This is a genomic window from Sphingomonas sp. ASY06-1R (assembly GCF_052180265.1).
Classification (GTDB): Bacteria; Pseudomonadota; Alphaproteobacteria; order Sphingomonadales; family Sphingomonadaceae; genus Sphingomonas_I.
This window is the reverse complement of record NZ_CP197464.1, coordinates 3,665,824-3,683,296: the sequence shown is the minus strand read 5'-3', so window position 1 is coordinate 3,683,296 and position 17,473 is coordinate 3,665,824. Positions and strand designations below refer to the sequence as shown.

The window sequence follows — 17,473 nt, the reverse complement described above, 5'->3', positions numbered from 1 at the left end:
CCAGGCGTCCCACTTTCACGCTTCGAGCGGATAGGCCGTGTCCTATCGGCGCAGCGGCCACCGGCCGAGGTGCGCCGGGAAGGCCGGCCCGTCTTCCAGCCGCGCCAGACAGGCGACGCGGTCCGCGCGCTTGTCGGGTTGGACGTGCGTCAGCCAGTCGCGGATCGCGACGATCTCGGCGGTCGGTTTCACGCCGCGATCCCAGGAGCGGCAGGCGCACGCGAACAGCATGTCGACCTCGTTGATGAAAAAGCCGTACGCATTGGCCCGTTCGATGCACGTGCGCGCCATCGTCTCGAAACCTTCCTCGTCGATGCGCTCGCTCAGCGGTTTGGCGTAAAACCGCTCCAGCGCGGCGGCATGGCGCCAGTAACCGACGATCGCGGCCACCCTCTTTTCCAATAAGCTTCCCGACTGGTCGAGCCGCCAGCGCCAGCCCGTGCCCCCCAGTTGCTTATCCGCCTCCAGCAGCGCGCTGGGGACGAACCCGATCATGCTCTCGCTGAAATGCATGGTCGCGTCGTCGAACCCCGGCGTGTGGCCTTGCCAACGCTCGATCAGGCCGGAGCGCACGCCGAACAGGGGATAGAGGACGTTGAGGTCGCGATTATGTTCGATCACGAGGTGGACGCGCGCGGCGTCGCGATCGGTCGATGGATCGCCGACTGCGAAGGCGAAAATACGTTTGTCGCCGTCGGTCGCATCCGCGACGCAGCGGAAGGCGCCATAGCGCGCGACGATCTCGGGCAGGCACTCAAGCGGCGTGTCGGCGGTACGCGCGACGCGCTGACGATCTTTGTCGAAATCCGCTGCGATCCGCGCGGCATCGACGCGATGATCGAGCAGGAACCGCACCATCGATCGCCGATCCATGCCGTGCACGGCAAAGCGATCATAATCCTGCGCGATGCTCGACCAGCTTGGCAGCCGGATCGATGCGTCGAGCCCGCGCCATCCGCGCGCTTGGTGCCGCCCGGCAATCTCGCGGATCGCGATCGCCTCCGGCTGCTGTCGGAAGGTGGCGAAATCCTGGGGCAATGTGTCGTCCAACATGGCCTCGTCGATCGCGGCGGCGAGGACCGCCAGCCAATCGCGCACGCGCTGCCGGTCGTCCGCCGCATCGGCCAGCGCCATGATCTCGGCCACGATCGAAAGAACGCCACAGTCGGAGGCGGGGGCGTCAGGATCGTAGCCGATCGCCGCGAGCTCCGCCCTGAGCCGGCCGGTCGTGTCCGATGTGTCAAACAGGGCCTGAACGCGATACAGATCGTGCGTCAGCCGCAGCTTGGCGTCTCTGGCACTGTCGCTGGCGAGGAGCAGGCGAATGCTGTTCTCGACCAGATCTTCGATCGCATGTTCGGACATGGTCTAGCGTATATCCTCGCTCATCCGGCAAAGAACGACGCGGGCCCGCCTGCGTTGCAGGCCGCTGCTGAGAAACCAGCGCCGCGCACTTGACACTCCAAGATTGTCAACAATAACTCCGACAATCAAAAGAGGAGCGGATGGATGCGGGTAAAGCGGGAACGGACCGCTACGGGTGGCGTGCGGGGGGCGGCCTTGCTGGCGCTGATCGCCATCTTGCCGGCCAATGCCATGTCCGCGCCGGCCGTGCCCTATCGCGACTATGTCGCGACCTCCCATTATGTGAAGGTCCGCGACGGGACGCGATTGGCAGTCAGCGTCTACCGTCCGGCCGTCGACCACAAGGCGGTGGTGACACCCTATCCGGTCATCTTCGTCTTCACACCCTATCGGGCGCGCTATCGCGACGACAAAGGCCAGATCGTCGAGACGGGCCTGTCGACGCAGCTGGGGCTGAAAGGCCTGACCGATCATGGCTATGTCGTCGCGGTGGCGGACATTCGCGGCAAGGGGGCCTCCTTCGGCCATCGCCGCGGCTTTCAGGACCGAACGGAGGCGCTGGACGGGCGCGACCTGATCCAATGGTTGGCGAAACAGCCCTGGTCCACCGGCAAGGTCGGCATGGTCGGCTGTTCCTATCTGGGTGGGGCGACATTGCAGGTTGCCTCGACCGCGCCGCCCGCGCTCAAGGCTATCTTCACGGGCGCGTCCGATCTCGACAAATATGATTTCGTCCGGCGCGGCGGCATCACCGCCCAGTTCAACACCCGGCCGGACGAGCCGGCCTCCGTCGACCTCGCGACGATCCCGGTGGACGAGGATCGCGACGGCAGCATGCTGAAAGCGGCGGTCGCCGAACATGCGGCCAATACGCCGATGGCGCCGCTCTGGTATGGCATGCCCTATCGCGACAGCGTGTCGCCGCTGACCGGCAACCGCTTCTGGGAAGAGGTAGGCCCCTACACCTATCTCGATACGATCCGCCGCGCAGGGATCGCGACCTATTTCTGGGGCAATTGGCAGGACGAGCCCACGCAGCAGGTGATCGCGCTCGCCGCTAACCTGAACGGCAAATTGCTGCTCGGGCCGGGATCGCATTGCGTGCCGCCGCCCAATTACGATCTGTCGGGGGAGGTCCGCCGCTATTTCGATTATCATCTGAAAGGCATCGATAACGGGATCCAGCGCGAACCCCGTGTGACGATGTGGGTGGTCAATGCGCCTGCGGGGCAGGAATGGCATCGCACCAACGCCCTGCCCGGAATAAGCGTGCAACGGACACCCTTCTACCTGGACGACCGGCGGAGCGGATCGGCCGCGTCGATCAATGACGGCACGCTCGCGGCGCGCCCGGCGGGGCAGGGGCGGGACAGTTTCCAGGTCGACTATGACGTGGGGTCGGCCGATTATTTCGCGTTCTGGGTCGATCCGATGGACAAGCATGGGCTGACCTACACGACCGCCCCGCTGCCCGCCGACCGGATATTGGTCGGATCGCCGATACTCACCGTCAAGCTTGCGGCGGACCGCAGCGACGTGAACCTGTTCGGCTATCTGGAAGATGTCGCGCCGGACGGCAAAGCCGAGGTGGTGGCCTTCGGCCGCCTTGCCGCGTCCCACCGCAAAGAGGCCAAGCCGCCTTATGATACGCTGGGTCTGCCCTGGCATTCCGGCCGGCAGGCGGACGTCGCGCCGATCACGCCCGGTGCCCCCGTCATCCTCCGTTTCGCTTTTACGCCGACCGCGCGCCGCATTCCCGTCGGTCACCGCCTGCGGCTGGCACTGGCGGGCGCCGATCATCGCCAGCGCAACCTCGCCCAGATCAAGGTCGATCCGGCGCCGCGGATCACGATCGTCCGCGGATCGGCCAGCCATATCGACATTCCGTTGGTCGCGCCAAACGCGCTTCCCTAGTCATCGGCAATTTTGTTGACAATCTTGCGGACAATCGATCTACTCGTCCCATAATATAAAAGGGAGAGATGAAAGGTGACCGACCGTAATCGGAGAGTGCGCCATGCGGCCCTGTTGGGGGGCGTTGCGTCCATCTTTTTTGTGCCCGGCGTGCTTGCCGCACAGGCCACCGAGCCGCCCCGGCTCACCGCCGGGGCCACCAACCTGACGGCCAATGACGCGCAGGACGCCGAGATCGTCGTCACGGGCAGCCGTGTCCGCGGCGAAGCGCCGGTGGGTTCGCCCGTCATCTCGCTCGGCCGCGATCAGATCACTGCCTCGGGGGCCGTTACGATCGATCGCGTCATCAAGGAAATTCCGCAGGTTTTCGATCTCGGCGTCAGCGAAAATTCGCGTGGCCAATCGGGTGGCAGCGGCAACAATACCTACGGCAATTCGGTCAACCTGCGCGGCATCGGCCCCTATGCCACGCTGATCCTGGTCGACGGCCACCGCACGATCACCAACAGCCGCAGCTTCGATCCTTCGGTGCTGCCGTCCCTGGGCGTCGAGCGAGTCGAAGTCGTGGCCGATGGCGCATCCGCCATTTACGGCTCGGACGCGGTGGCGGGTGTCGTCAACCTGATCCCGCGCCGCGCGCTGGAAGGCGTGGACGCCATGGCGCGTTACGGCATCTCCGCCGACGGCGCGTTCCGCGAATATCAGATCGGCGCCGCAATCGGTCATCGCTGGACCGGCGGGCAGATCATGGTCGCCTACGAACATGTCTTCCGCTCGGCATTGAGCGGGCAGGACCGGTCCTTCTTCACCTCCGATCAGCGCGGCTCCGGCGGCAATGATTATCGGGTTACGCGCTGCAGCCCCGGCACGATCACGGCGGGCGGGATGACCTATGCCATCCCCACGACCGGCGTGACGCAGGCGAATGCGGGATCGCTCGTCGCCGGGACCAGCAACAAGTGCGACGATCTGATCGGCCAGGATCTCTTCCCCCGTCAGGAATATGACTCGGTCAACGCGACCTTCTCGCAAGATCTGACGAGCTGGCTGACCGTCTTCGGCGACGGTTTCTACAGCAAGCGGCGCTTTGCGATTAACCCGGCCTTCGCCAACGCGACGCTGACCGTACCCAGCACCAACGCGTTTTTCGTGCGTCCGGCGGGATTCACCGGATCCAGCTACACGCTGGGCTATAATTTCCGGAACGATCTGCCGCGCAATCGCACCACCGGCTATACCCGCAGTTGGGAAGTGACGCCCGGTATCCGGATCAAGCTGCCGCATGATTTCCAGGCCGAGGCGATCTTCACCTATGGCAAGGGCCATGACGAATCCAACCAGACGCTCGGCCTCAACAATGCCGCGCTGAACGCCGCGCTCGCCAGCAGCAATCCGGCGACCGCGTTCGATCCCTACGGGCTCGGCCGGACCTCGGCTGGGGTGCTGGCCGTGCTCGGCAACCAGATTTTCCTCGCCCCGACACTCAACACCTTCAAGGGCTATGAAGCGCGCATCAACGGCACGCTGTTCGAACTGCCGGGCGGCCCGGTCAAGATCGCAGCCGGCTATGAGGGGCAGGAGATGAACGTCGCGCTCGGCGTGGCGCGCGGTAACCCAACGGTGCCGCTCACCTATCGCCATTTCGGCCGCCGGGTGGATTCGGGCTATGCCGAATTGGTGGTGCCGATCTTCGGCGCCGCCAACGCGATCCCCGGCTTCCAGAAGCTGGAACTGGACGCCGCCGTCCGCCACGATCGCTATAGCGACGTCGGCAGGACCACCAACCCGAAGTTCGGCGTGAACTGGTCGCCGATCCGCGACGTCACCATTCGCGGCAGCTATGGCACGTCCTTCCGCGCGCCTTTGATCACGCAGATCTACGGCAATTCGAACAATCTCTATGTCCAGAGCTACCAGAACCCGACGGGCGGCGCGCCGCTGATCGGCGTGGCGCAGTCGGGCGCCAATCTCGATCTGAAGCCGGAAACGGCAACGACCTGGTCGGCGGGCATGGACGTCCAGCCTTTCTCGCGGCTGCGGCTCAGCGGCACCTATTGGAACGTGCGCTACGTCAATCAGGTCAATGCCTATCTGTCCGACCTCGCGATTCTGAACCGCGAAGCCCAATATGAAGGAACCAACATCATCCTGCGCGGCGCGGCCGCGGCGGCACGCGTACAGCAGGCGGTGGCCGCGGGTATTGCGCTGGCGGGCGGCGCCTTCCCGGGCGGGGACCCGGCGAACGTCACGCTCTATGTCGACGGCCGCAACAACAACCTCGGCAAGTCGATCACGCGCGGCCTGGATTTCCAGGCCAATTACAGCGTGCCGACCGATACGATGGGCAATTTCGCCCTGAACGTCGGCGGAACCTATGTACTGCGCTACGTCGTGGCGATCACCCCCAGCGGGCCGTTGGTGAACCTGCGCAACACCATCTTCAACCCGCTCAAGTTCAAGGCACGCGGCAGTCTGGCGTGGCAGAAGGGCCCCTTCGATGCGCAGGCGACGGTCACCCATGTCGGCGGCTATCGCAATACGTCCATCCCCGGCGGCCAGAATGTGAAAAGCTATACGCCGGTCGATCTCAGCTTCGCGGTCCGGGTCGGCGACCGCACGTCACGCGATTTCGTGAAGAGCGGCATCCAGATCGGGTTCGAGGTGCGCAACCTGTTCGATATCGACCCGCCTTATGTGAATCTGGCGCCGGGGGGGAACGGCAATGGCGGCTATGATGCCACCGCGTCCAACCCGGTCGGTCGTGCCTTTGCGGTCAGCCTGCGCAAATCCTTCTAACCGGAACAACAGTAAGTGGCGTTGCGATCATTCGTGGAAATGGGAGTCGATCTCCGACAGCGCGGAGAAGCCGGCGGCGATGTGATCGCGCATCGCCTGCTCGGCTTCGGCCGCGCGCCCTTCCACGATCGCGGCAGTGATGCGGCGATGGTCGGCATTGGCGGAATCGATCCGCTGCGCATTGTAGAAGGTCGAAAACAGCAGGCGATAGATCGGCACGGTCAGCCGGGTCAGGAAGTGGCGCACATAATCGTTGCCGCCGCCGTCGACGATCGCCTTGTGCCAATTTGCGTTCAGCACCGCGAACCGCTCATGATCGCCAAGATGCGCGATCTTATCCAGTTCGCGCTGAATGTCCCCCAGCGCCTGCTTGGCGGCCGCGCTACCGCGCGCGGCGAACTCCGACGCTGCCAGCCCCTCCAGCACCATCCGCGCGCTGTAGATCTGGCGGACCTCGTCCAGCGTGACCTGCCGCACCGAAGCGCCGCGAAACTCCTCGATCTGGACGAGGCCTTCCGCTTCCAGCCGCTGCAACGCTTCGCGCACCTTGCTGCGGCTGGCGCTCGTATCGCGGGTGATGTCCGCCTCGACCAGGCGCTGGCCCGGCACGAAGCGGCCGATCCGGATGCGCTCGCGCAGCCATTCCGCCACGTCGCGCGCCGGCGGCGGCGGCTCGGCGCGGATTTTCACGGATTTCGTCGGCTGCGGCATTTCGGGCTAGATCAACTCTCGTTGCGGGGGGTGGTGCGCCAATGTCGCGGATGAGGGAAGACATTGTCAACAATGGCACAACGTCGATCCTGCTGCTGGGGGACCTGATCCTCGACGTGCCGGACGCGGACCATTGGCTCAGCGGGATCGCACCGACGCTAAACGCGGCCGACCTGGTTCTGGCCCATCTGGAAGTTCCGCACACCGATCGCGGCACCGAAATGCAGGGCGACGTGCCCGCGCCGGGCGCCCCGCCCGAGAACTTGGCCGCCGCCGCCCGTGCCGGCATCGACGCGATAAGCATGGCCGGCAACCATATTTCGGACTGCGGCCCCGAGGGGATCATGGATACGATCGCGACGCTCGATCGCCTTGGCATCGACCATACCGGTGCCGGCGCATCGCTTGCCGCCGCCCGCGCGCCGGCCATGCTGCGCGTGGGCGATCGCACGGTCGCTTTGCTGAGCTATAATTGCGTCGGGCCTGAAATGGGCTGGGCGGGACCGGATGCGGCCGGCTTCGCCTATCTGCCGATCGCGACCGCGGATGGCAGCCCGATCCGGCCGACCGCGCCGCTGGATCGGATCACACCGGAAACCATAGCGATCCTGGCCGAGGATGTCGTCGCCGCGCGCGGCCTGGCCGATCTGGTGATCGTCTCGCTCCACAAGGGTCTGGTCCACGTGCCGGCGACGCTCGCGCCGTATGAGCGGGCCGTGTCGCAGGCGGCAATCGATGCCGGTGCCGACGTGGTCTTCGGGCACCATGCCCATATCGTGAAGGGGCTGGAGCTGTACCAGGGCAAGCCCATCTTCCACGGGCTGGGCAATGGCTGCGTCGTCACGCATGCGTTGAGCATGGATCAGGATCATCCGGCGCGTGCGGAATGGGCGCGGCGCCGCAAGGCGATGTTCGGCTTCGAACCCGACCCCGCCTACACGTTGGCGCCCTTCCATCCGGAAGCGGTGAACGGGATGATCGGACGCCTGCTGTGGCACGCCGACGGGACAGTGCAGGCCGGCCTGATCCCGATCCATGTCGAGGCGCCCGGGCGGCCGGTCCTTGCCGACGACGAACAGCGTGCCCGCATCGGCCGCTATATCGAAGATATCACCATTCAGGGCGGACTGCCGCCCATCCATTTGGCCGATCGCGGAGAGATGCTGGTGTTTGCATGAACGCGCCTGAACCGTCCGGCGCCTATCGTGCGCTCGTCATCGTCGGGGGTGCGGCGCTGCTGCTGGCGGTGGCGACCGATGCGCTTGCCGTGATCGGACGGCATATCGGCCACCCGATCCTGGGATCGATCGAATTCGTGCAGGCGACGGTGCTGGTCGCTTCCTCCACCGCTTTGGTGATCGCGACGCTCGCCCGCCGCCATGCGGTGGTCCACCTGCTCGTGAACCGGCTGGAGGGGCGTACCAAGATCTGGGTGGAGCGGATCGGTCAGATCTGCGGCGTCATCCTCTTCCTTCTTTTCTTCAGCGGGAGCGCCTGGATCGCGTTCGATATGTGGGGCGGGCATGAGGAAAGCGAGTTGCTCCGCATCCCCTTCGCGCCCTTGCGATTGATCGGACTGGCGGGCTTGCTGGCAGGTGCCCTGATCTTCGCACGGCAGGCGATCGGGAGCCCGCGATCATGATGGCCGCGCCGCCCACCGGCATGGCCGGCATTCTGCTCCTGTTCGCAATGCTGGCGCTGGGCGTGCCGATCGGCGTGTCGCTCGGCATCGTCGGCATTGGCGGCACGATCCTCGTGCTCGGCCTGGAACCCGGGCTGATCAAGGCGGGCGTGGTCGTGTTCGACACGATGACGCGCTACGAGCTCGGTACGCTGCCTTTGTTCCTGCTGGTGGCGCACCTCTGCTTTTCCGCCGATGCGAGCCGCGATCTGTTCGATGCGGCCGCGCGTTTGCTCGGCCACCGCCGGGGCGGACTGGCGCTGGCCTCGATCGGCGGATGCGCGACCTTCGGCGCGGTCAACGGATCCAGCCTGGCCACGGCGGCCACGGTCGGATTGGTGGCGCTGCCCGAAATGCGCGCGCGGGGATATTCCGACAGTCTCGCCACCGGTACGCTGGCGGCGGGCGGCACGCTCGGCCCGCTCATTCCGCCATCGGGCGCGCTGATCGTGTTCGGCATCATCGCCGAACAATCGATCGGTACGCTCTTCACCGCCGCGCTCCTGCCCGCGTTGACGCAGATGCTGCTCTACATGGGCGCTATCGCGATCCTCGTGCGCTTCAAGCCGGAGATCGCGCCGCCGACGCCACGGGCAAGCTGGCGCGCCCGCTTCCAGGGCATAGCGCGCGTCACCGATCTGCTCCTCCTGATCGTCGTCATGATTTCCGGCATTGCGCTCGGCTGGTTCACGCCGTCGGAAGCGGCATCGGTCGGCTGCGTCGGCGCGATGCTGATCTCGCTGCGCCGGGGACGCTTGAACCGGCACAGCATGATGAAGGCCCTGGAAGAGACGCTGCGCACGAGCGGCATGATCACGCTGATCATCGTCGGCGCGCTGATGTTCTCCGTCTTCATCAGCATCACCGGTATCACCGGCGCGATCGGGGCTTTTCTGGAAGGCCTGCATGCCGGGCCGACCGTCACCATGCTGGCGATCGCCGCGATCCTCCTGCTGCTGGGATCGGTACTCGATGGCCTTGCGCTGATGTTGCTAACCACGCCGATATTGCTGCCGATCGTGGTCGGGCTGCATTTGTCGCCGATCTGGTTCGGCATCTTCCTGGTCCGCGCGATGGAGATCGGCTTCGTCCATCCGCCGATCGGCATGAACCTCTACGTTATCCACGGTATCGCACCGGACGTGCCGTTGAGCCGGATCTTCCGTGGCGTCGTTCCTTTCCTGATCGCCGATCTGTTCCACCTGTTGCTGATCATCCTGGTGCCGGCGTCGGTGATGTTCCTGCCGGATTTGCTTGCCCGATGATGATGCTCGATACCCTCGTCGATCGGACGCTGGCCGATCCGCTGGCCGCCGCCCGCGCCGCGCCGCGCGCGATCGGCTATGTCGGCCTGGATATTCCGGAAGACCTGCTGGCCGCTTCGGGGCGCTTCGCCCTGCACCTGCCCTGGGATGCCGATCGGCCGACGCCGAAGGCCGACGGATGGCTGGAAAATGGCTTCGCGCCCTGGGCCCGTTCGATCCTGGAGCAATGGGCCGCCGGCGCCTTCGACTTCATCGATCATGTCATCTTCTCGCGCGGCGAGGACAGCGCCCAAAGGCTATATTATTATGTCACCGAATTGCAGCGCCGCGGCCTGATCGCCGGGCCGAAACCGCTCATCTTCGATGTGGCCCGCATTCGTCGCGACAGCAGCGCCGCGCATTCGATCCTCGCAACGCGCAAGCTTGCGGATAAGCTGGACGTAACCGAGCAGGCGCTGTCGCACGGCATCGCGGCCGCCAATCGCCGCCGCACCTTTTTCCAGAGCATCGCCCAGACGCGTTCCGGCAGCGGGCGACGTTATGAGCGGATCGCGCGGGCGGCGCTGTTTGCGCCGCTGGAGGACGCCACGGTCGATACGCTGGGCGCCCCGTCGCATATAGCCAAGCGGGTGCTCCTCGCCGGCACCGCGCCGCCCGATGATCGCATCCACGCCGCGGTCGAGACGGCCGGTTGGCAGGTTTCGGGTGAAGCCCATGAGCGTGCGCTTGATCGGCTGGGCGCCCCGATCGCGGTTGACGGCGATCCGTTCGCCGCAATTGGGCGCCGGGCCCAGGCGGCGCGCTTCAATGCCCGCAGCTTCGACGATCCGGCGGCGGCGCTGCTGGAGGCTGCGCGGCAGGCGCGCGCGGATGCGGTGATCCTGTGGCTGATCGAGCAGGAGGAATCGATGGTCTGGCACGTACCGCCACAGATCGCGACGATGGCGCAGGCCGGCATTCCCATGTTGGTTCTGACGCGCAGGCGCTGGGACGGAAATGATGGCGCCGCGGCAGAGATTGCCGCGTGGCTGACGGAGAGGAACGCATGACCCTGCTCAGCGGAGAAAAGGTCGCGGCGCTGCCGGGCATGATCGGCCGCCCGCTGGCGCGGTATTTCGCGTCGCTGGGAGCCACGATCGTACCGATTACCTGCGATGCGGCAGGCGCCGCCACGGCACGCGATTGCGCCTTTCTGATCGACGATCTCGGGCTGGATCAACTGGCCGCGCGGGGCTGGCCGCTGGCGCAAGGCGAGGAGGATCTTGGCCGACTGATCCACATCTCCGTCTCGCCGTTCGGCAGCGGCGGCCCACGCAGCCTGTGGCAGGGCAATGAGCTGATCGCGTCGGCGATGGGCGGCACGCTTCGCTTGACCGGCCAGCCGGATCGCGCACCAGTCAAGGAGGCGCTGGATGCCTGCACCTTCCACGCCGACATGGCGGCAGCGGCCGGCGCGATGGCGGCGCATCATGCGCGTGGCGGCCACGGCCGCGGCCAGCATGTCGATATCTCGATCCAGCAGGTGGCGCTCAGCCGCAACGTCAACGGCATCCTCGTCTGGCAGTTCGATCGGCGCAAGTTGCACCGCGTCGGCGGCGCGCTGAATTACGGCCGCGCGACCGTGCGCTGCATCTGGCCGCTCGCCGACGGCTGGTGCTTCCATTCGCTGATGACGGGCCGGTTCGGGGCGCCGGCCAATCAGGGATTGTCCGACTGGATCGACGAAGCCGGCCTGCCCAATCCGCTGCAAGGCGTGGACTGGCTCTCCTATAATCGCTCCACGCTGGATCCCGCCGTGCGGGTTGTGTGGGAAGAGGCGATCGAGCGTTTCTTCCGCACGCGGACGAAGGCGGACATTGCCGGCGAAGGGCGGCGGCGCGGCATCAACGCCTGTGTGGTGGCCGAGCCCGGTGACGTGCTGGCCGACGAACATCTGGAAGCGCGCGAATTCTGGGCGGCCGATCGGGGCAAAAAGGTCCCTGGCCGCTTCGTCCGCCTGGAGGAGGGGACGCAAACCGGCCCTGTCGACAACGGCCGCCGTGAGCCTATGCGGTCCGGGCCATTGGCGGGCGTGCGCGTCCTCGATTTCTCCTGGGCGCTGGTTGGATCGATCACGACCAAGACGCTGGGCGATCTCGGCGCGGACGTGATCAAGGTCGAGAGCCGCAACCGTCCCTGCCTGTCGCGGCTTGATGTGCAAGTATCGGCGTCGCGCCACGGCAATTTCGACGACAAGCCCTGGTTCGCCCACCTCAACACGTCCAAGCGCAGCCTTGCGCTGGACCTCAAGCAGCCGGGCGCGCGCGAAATACTCGATCCTCTGATCGATTGGGCGGACATCGTCGTCGAGAATTTCTCGCCCGGCACGATGGACAAGCTTGGCCTTGGCTATGCGGCGCTGGCGGCGCGCAATCCGTCGATCATCATGGTGTCCGGCAGTGTCTATGGACAGACCGGGCCGCTGGCGCAGGAATGGGGCGTGGACGGGACGGGCGGGGCCTTGTCGTCGCGCACATTCCTGACCGGATGGGCCGATCGCGATCCGGTCGTGCCGGGCGCCGTGCCCTATGGCGATGTGATCGTGCCGTATGTGATGGCGGCAACCGCGGCGGCCGCGCTTGAGCGGCGCCGGCGGGATGGCCGCGGCTGCCATGTCGATGCGTCGATGTATGAGATTTGCGTCCAGCAGATGTCGGACGCGATCCGCAATGCCCAGACCGGCAATCCGCCAACGCGCGTCGGCAATGCCGATCCGGACATATTCTATCAGGATGTGCTGCCGGCGGCGGGCGAGGATCGCTGGATCGCGATCAGCATCCGGGACCAGGCCGAGTGGGATGCGTTGATGCGTCTTTCCGGCGGACGCGATCTCGCCGCCTGGACGCGCACGCAGGACGATCATGCGCTCGCGGCCTTGCTTCAGTCCGAAGGACTGGCCGCCGCCGCCGTGCAGGATATCGAGGATCTGCTGGAACATGATCCGCAGATCGCCGCGCGCGCTGCGCTGGTGACGCTGGATCATCCGCATCTGCGCGCATTCGATCATGTCGCAACGCCGATCCGCCTGTCGCGCGATCAGGCGCAGCCCTTTCGCGCGCCGGGCATCGGCGAACATTCGGAACAGGTCGCGCGGGAGATTGCGGGTGTCAGCGCCGCGCGCTTCGATGCGTTGAATGCAGCAGGGCTTTTCAAATGAGCGTCGAAACCGGCCAGCGCAGCCGTAAGGACCTTGCCTGCACGGCCGCGGCCAGCGCCTATCAAAAGGCGTTCGCCGCCGATTTGAAGCGCCGCGTCGTCGATGAAGGCGAGCCGTTCGTGGTCGCGCAGGCCGATACGCCGCACGAGATTTTCCATGCGATGGATATCCCGCTGATCACCAACCAATGGTGGTCGGCCTATATCTCGGCGAAGCAGCTTTCGAGCCGCTATTTCGACGAGATGGCCGCGCGCGGCTATCCGGCCAACAGCTGCAAATATTGCTCGCTCGGGCTGGCCTGCACGCTCGCCAACGATCCCGCCACCGCGCCCTGGGGCGGACTACCGAAGCCCACGGCATTGGTCGCGCGGCTGACCTGCGACTGCATCCAGCATGTGTTCGGGCAATGGGCGGAAGCGCTCGATACCGATTTCTTCCCGATCGAGGCGCCCGCCTGGGAGCATAAGGAGCCCAACTGGTTCACGCGCTCGCGCGATCAGTGGGAGGAAGTGTACGAACCCGATCGCATCAGCCTGATGATCGAGGAGATGCGCGACCTGATCGCGCTGCTGGAGCGCAAGACCGATCGCCGCTTCGACGAAGGCAAGCTGCGCCATCTGATGGCGCGGATCAACGAGCAGGAAACCTATATCGCGGAAGCCGCCGAGATGATCGGGTCCGCCCGGCCGTGCCCGGTCTCGATCGCGGACCAGATGCCGAACACGATGATACCGCAATGGCATCGCGGCTCGGACTGGGCCGTCGCCCATGCCAAAAGGTTTCGCGACGAGGTGGCCGAGCGCGTGGCTGCGGGCATCGGCGTATCGTCGAACGAGCGCATCCGGCTGATGTGGATCGGCGCCGGCGTGTGGCACGATCCCGGCTTCTATCAGGCACTGGAAGAGCGGATGGGCGCGGTCTTCGTCTGGTCGATGTACATGCCGTTCGCGGGCCCGCAATATATCCGGGAACTGCACGACCGCCCGATGGACGCGCTGGCGAGTCGCATCTGTTCGATGAATGAGGTGCTGCATCTGCCGCCATGGATGAATGGCTGGATGGTCAGCGAAGCCGCCCGCTGCGGCATCGATGCGGCGATCATGCTGGTTCCGCCCGACAACCGCCTGTCCCAGTCCGGCACGACGCTGACGCGCCTGGCCCTGCAGGAAGCGGGCGTGCCGGTGCTGGCGCTGGACGCCGACATGGTGGATGCGAAGAGCTGGAACCACGATCATATGGTCGGTCTGGTGCAGGACTTCCTGCAGCAGGCAGGGCTGGCATGAGGCGGGCCATCCTTCTCGCCTGCTTGTTGATGGCCGGCTGCGCGCGGCCGGTGCCGCATGCGGGCGTGACCGAGCTGGTCTATGCAAGCCCCTATAGCCCGGCGCATCCCTTCAGCCGCGCCGACAAGAGCTGGATGAAGTTTGTCGAGGCGCGGTCGGGGGGCAGCATCAAGGTACGGCCGATCTGGTCGGGTTCGTTGCTGTCTTCCGATCAGTCGATGGAGGAATTGCGGCACGGCATTGCCGATGTCGGACTGGTCACGCCGATCTACGCACGCGGCGGGGCGCATCTCATTCGCGTCCAGTCCGGCTTCTATAGCGGCGCCAAAACGCCGCAGTCGCAGGTTGCTTTGTACCGGTGCATGACCCGCGCCAGCCCGGAATATGCGAAGGAGCTGGATGGGCTGGAAGTGCTGGCCGTGCAGGGCGGCATTCTTCCCGGGATCGTCACGCGGAACCGGCCGGTGCGCAGCCTGGCCGATCTGAAAGGTCTGCGCCTGCGCGCGCCGAGCGAGCTCATCAGCGTGCTGCGCGAACTGGGCGCGGATCCGGTCAACATGCCGATGGGGGACGTCTATTCGGCGCTCGCGAAGGGTGTTCTGGACGGGGTTATCGCGCCGCCGGACACGTTCGGATCGCTCCATTTCGCCGAAGTCGCGCATTACTTTACCGCGCTGGAGGTGCCGCGCGGTGCCTATCCGGCGCGCGTCATGAGCAGTCGCCGATGGAAAAGCCTGCCGGCGGACGCGCAAAAAGTGCTGCTGGAGGGCATTCCGGTATGGGAAGCGGCGCTGGCCAGCGAGAATGAGCAGGCGGGAAAGCTTGGCCTGAAGACGGCGCGAGAGGCGAATGTCACCGTCATGGCGATGCCCGCAGCCGAACAAGCACGCTTCGACGCGCTCTATCTGCGCGATGCCGAGCGTAACGCGCGGTCGCTCAGCGCCTATGGGATCGATGGAATGACGGCATTTCGCGCCGCGCGACGCGGCGTGAAGCCGGACGGCAGCATCGAATGTGGAGGAATGTGAACGTGGCGCTGCCGCTCGAAGGGATCACGGTCGCGGACTTCAGCCATGTCATGGCCGGGCCTTATGCGACGCATCTGCTACGCCTGATGGGGGCAGAGGTCATCAAGATCGAGGTGCCAGGCGGTGGCGATGCCATGCGCAATTACGGTGCGGACCGGCGTTATGACGGCATGGCGCCCGCTTTTATCGCGGTAAATGCGGGCAAGAAGTCGATCGCACTGGACCTCAAGGATCCCGAACAACGCGATCTGGCGCGCCAAATCGTCGCGAAATGCGATGTTCTGGTGGAGAATTTCCGGCCCGGCGTGATCGATCGCCTGCAGCTTGGCTATCAGGCGGTACGCGAATTGCGGCCGGACATCGTCTATTGTTCGATCTCAGGCTACGGGCAGACCGGGCCGCTGCGCGACTGGCCGGCGATCGACAATATCGTCCAGGCGACGAGCGGGATGATGAGCCTGGGCGGAGACCCGGGCGATCCGCCGATGCGGGTGGGGTTCCCCGTCGTCGATACGCTGACGGGACAGACGGCGGCCTATGCGATCCTGGGCGCGCTGCTGCGGCGGGAGCGGACCGGGGAGGGCGATCATCTGGATGTCGCAATGTTCGATGCCAGCCTGTCCTTCATGGCATCGGCGGTGGTGCCCTATCTCGTCACGGGCAAGGCGCTCGAGCGGACCGGCAATACCGGCTATAGCGGGCAGCCGACGTCCGCGCTCTTCACCGCGCGCGACGGCCGGATGATCTCGCTTGGGGTCGTCCAGCAGCATCAGTTCGTGGTGCTGGCCCGCCTGCTGGAGCGGACCGACTGGCTCGACAATCCGATGTTCGCCGATTCCGAAGCGCGGCGCGCACATGCGACGGCGGTGCGGGAAGAGCTCAGCGCCGAACTGCGCAAGCGGGATGCCGCGGAGTGGGAGCAGGCGATGAGCGCGGCGGGCATACCGTGCGGGATGGTGCGCAATGTCAGCGAGGCGGCGGAACTGGCCGCCGAAGCCGGGCGGGATTCGACGATCCCGGTCCGGATCGCGGGGCTGCCCGATCGCGACGACGTGCAGATCATGGGCCGCGGTTTCACCGCCGCGTCGATCCCCCTGACGTCGTTGGATCCGCCGCCGCGCCTGGACGAGAATCGCAACGAGATCCTGGGGTGGCTGGAGCGACGCCGCGAGGCGGACGCCGCCTGACGACGTCAGGCCTCCGCGGTGGAGGCCGTCTGCAGATTGGTGCGCAAGGCCGTCAGCGCGGCATGCATCTCCCCCAGCGCAGCAGGGCTGACGCCGGTCGCGGTCAGGATCTGCTCCGGCAGGCAGGCAGCTTGTTCGGCCAGCGCGCGGCCTGAATCGGTCAGCGAGACGCGGACAACGCGTTCATCCTTCGTGTCCCGGCGGCGGGTGACAAAACCGGCCGCTTCCAGCCGCTTGATCAAGGGCGTGAGCGTATTGGATTCGAGGAAAAGCTTGTCGCCAAGTTGGGACACGGTCTGCCCGTCTTCCTGCCACAGCGCCACCATTGCCAGATATTGCGGGTAGGTGAGATCGAGCCGGTCGAGCAACGGCTTATAGACACGGTTGAAGGCCAACCCGGTCGAATAGACGGCGAAGCACAGGAACCGATCCAGTCCGATGTCCGCCGGACCCTGGCCTGTGGGCAAAGAACTGTGCTGTTTCATGAGGCAAATATAAATCGCACGCGATAGAATCGCAAGGGTTGCAAACCCTCCGCGTGATGGCTATAAAGATCGTACGCGATTCAATCGTGTGCGAAGCAAAGGAGATATATCATGGCGATCAAGGCAGCATATGAAGCCCAGGCAACCGCAACCGGCGGCCGCGACGGCCGGGCCGTCACCAGCGACGGCAGCCTGGAGGTCAAGCTCGCCACGCCGACCGCGCTGGGCGGCGATGGCAATGGCAACAACCCCGAGCAGCTGTTCGCCGCCGGCTATAGCGCCTGCTTCCTGGGCGCGATGAAATATGCCGCGTCGCAGGACAAGTCGCTCCCCCGCGTGCCGAACGACACGAGCGTGACCGCCACCGTCGGTATCGGCCCACGCGACGACAAGGGCTTTGGGCTTGCCGTCCAGCTCTCGATCAACCTGCCGGGGGTCGATCGTGCGGCTGCCGAGGCGCTGGTGGCCGAAGCCGACCAGATCTGCCCCTATAGCCACGCGACGCGCGGCAATATCGACGTGACCCTGACGGTCGCCTGAAGCGAGCAGGCTGGGCGCGCGT

General features: G+C 65.8%; 14 protein-coding genes. 11 read left to right on the top strand and 3 right to left on the bottom strand.

Annotated elements, in window-relative coordinates; all coding sequences use genetic code 11:
- Nucleotides 1-42 precede the first annotated feature (42 nt).
- The gene (locus tag ACSBM8_RS17395; RefSeq protein WP_442679250.1) at nucleotides 43-1,365 is read right to left on the bottom strand and encodes a hypothetical protein; all 1,323 of its coding nucleotides are present in this window, start codon (nucleotides 1,363-1,365) and stop codon (nucleotides 43-45) included.
- Nucleotides 1,366-1,509: 144 nt separating this feature from the next.
- On the opposite strand from ACSBM8_RS17395, the gene ACSBM8_RS17390 reads away from it, so the two are divergent.
- Nucleotides 1,510-3,279: a CocE/NonD family hydrolase gene (locus tag ACSBM8_RS17390; protein WP_442679249.1), complete on the top strand. Its 1,770-nt coding sequence runs from the start codon at nucleotides 1,510-1,512 to the stop codon at nucleotides 3,277-3,279.
- A gap of 75 nt (nucleotides 3,280-3,354) precedes the next feature.
- Nucleotides 3,355-6,075, top strand: a complete 2,721-nt coding sequence (locus tag ACSBM8_RS17385) for a TonB-dependent receptor domain-containing protein (RefSeq protein ID WP_442679248.1) — start codon at nucleotides 3,355-3,357, stop codon at nucleotides 6,073-6,075.
- A gap of 27 nt (nucleotides 6,076-6,102) precedes the next feature.
- On the opposite strand, the gene ACSBM8_RS17380 is transcribed toward ACSBM8_RS17385, so the two are convergent.
- Nucleotides 6,103-6,765, bottom strand: a complete 663-nt coding sequence (locus tag ACSBM8_RS17380; RefSeq protein ID WP_442679247.1) for a GntR family transcriptional regulator — start codon at nucleotides 6,763-6,765, stop codon at nucleotides 6,103-6,105.
- A gap of 71 nt (nucleotides 6,766-6,836) precedes the next feature.
- Between ACSBM8_RS17380 and ACSBM8_RS17375 the strand changes: the two genes are divergently transcribed.
- Genes ACSBM8_RS17375 through ACSBM8_RS17340 form a run of 8 tightly spaced genes read left to right on the top strand, consistent with a single transcriptional unit; the run spans nucleotide 6,837 to nucleotide 16,426 of the window.
- Nucleotides 6,837-7,964, top strand: coding sequence for a CapA family protein (locus ACSBM8_RS17375; RefSeq protein ID WP_442679246.1), 1,128 nt, complete (start codon nucleotides 6,837-6,839; stop codon nucleotides 7,962-7,964).
- Nucleotides 7,961-8,428, top strand: coding sequence for a TRAP transporter small permease subunit (locus tag ACSBM8_RS17370; protein WP_442679245.1), 468 nt, complete (start codon nucleotides 7,961-7,963; stop codon nucleotides 8,426-8,428). The genes ACSBM8_RS17375 and ACSBM8_RS17370 overlap by 4 nt, the downstream gene beginning before the upstream one ends.
- On the top strand, nucleotides 8,425-9,732 hold the full coding sequence (locus tag ACSBM8_RS17365) for a TRAP transporter large permease (RefSeq protein ID WP_442679244.1): 1,308 nt from the start codon (nucleotides 8,425-8,427) through the stop codon (nucleotides 9,730-9,732). Before ACSBM8_RS17370 ends, ACSBM8_RS17365 begins: the two co-directional genes overlap by 4 nt.
- Nucleotides 9,729-10,781, top strand: a complete 1,053-nt coding sequence (locus ACSBM8_RS17360; RefSeq protein ID WP_442679243.1) for a 2-hydroxyacyl-CoA dehydratase — start codon at nucleotides 9,729-9,731, stop codon at nucleotides 10,779-10,781. The genes ACSBM8_RS17365 and ACSBM8_RS17360 overlap by 4 nt, the downstream gene beginning before the upstream one ends.
- On the top strand, nucleotides 10,778-12,928 hold the full coding sequence (locus ACSBM8_RS17355; protein WP_442679242.1) for a CoA transferase: 2,151 nt from the start codon (nucleotides 10,778-10,780) through the stop codon (nucleotides 12,926-12,928). The genes ACSBM8_RS17360 and ACSBM8_RS17355 overlap by 4 nt, the downstream gene beginning before the upstream one ends.
- On the top strand, nucleotides 12,925-14,211 hold the full coding sequence (locus ACSBM8_RS17350; protein ID WP_442679241.1) for a 2-hydroxyacyl-CoA dehydratase subunit D: 1,287 nt from the start codon (nucleotides 12,925-12,927) through the stop codon (nucleotides 14,209-14,211). Before ACSBM8_RS17355 ends, ACSBM8_RS17350 begins: the two co-directional genes overlap by 4 nt.
- Nucleotides 14,208-15,239 carry a TRAP transporter substrate-binding protein DctP gene (gene dctP, locus ACSBM8_RS17345; protein ID WP_442679240.1) on the top strand — a complete coding sequence of 344 codons (1,032 nt, stop codon included), beginning with the start codon at nucleotides 14,208-14,210 and terminating at the stop codon, nucleotides 15,237-15,239. Before ACSBM8_RS17350 ends, dctP begins: the two co-directional genes overlap by 4 nt.
- Nucleotides 15,240-15,241: 2 nt before the next feature.
- Nucleotides 15,242-16,426, top strand: coding sequence for a CaiB/BaiF CoA transferase family protein (locus ACSBM8_RS17340; protein WP_442679239.1), 1,185 nt, complete (start codon nucleotides 15,242-15,244; stop codon nucleotides 16,424-16,426).
- A gap of 5 nt (nucleotides 16,427-16,431) precedes the next feature.
- Here the strand turns inward: ACSBM8_RS17340 and ACSBM8_RS17335 are convergent, their stop codons facing one another.
- On the bottom strand, nucleotides 16,432-16,893 hold the full coding sequence (locus ACSBM8_RS17335; protein WP_442679238.1) for a MarR family winged helix-turn-helix transcriptional regulator: 462 nt from the start codon (nucleotides 16,891-16,893) through the stop codon (nucleotides 16,432-16,434).
- 129 nt (nucleotides 16,894-17,022) lie between these two features.
- On the opposite strand from ACSBM8_RS17335, the gene ACSBM8_RS17330 reads away from it, so the two are divergent.
- A complete protein-coding gene (locus ACSBM8_RS17330; protein ID WP_442679237.1) occupies nucleotides 17,023-17,451 on the top strand; it encodes an organic hydroperoxide resistance protein in 429 nt (142 codons plus the stop codon).
- Nucleotides 17,452-17,473 lie beyond the last annotated feature (22 nt).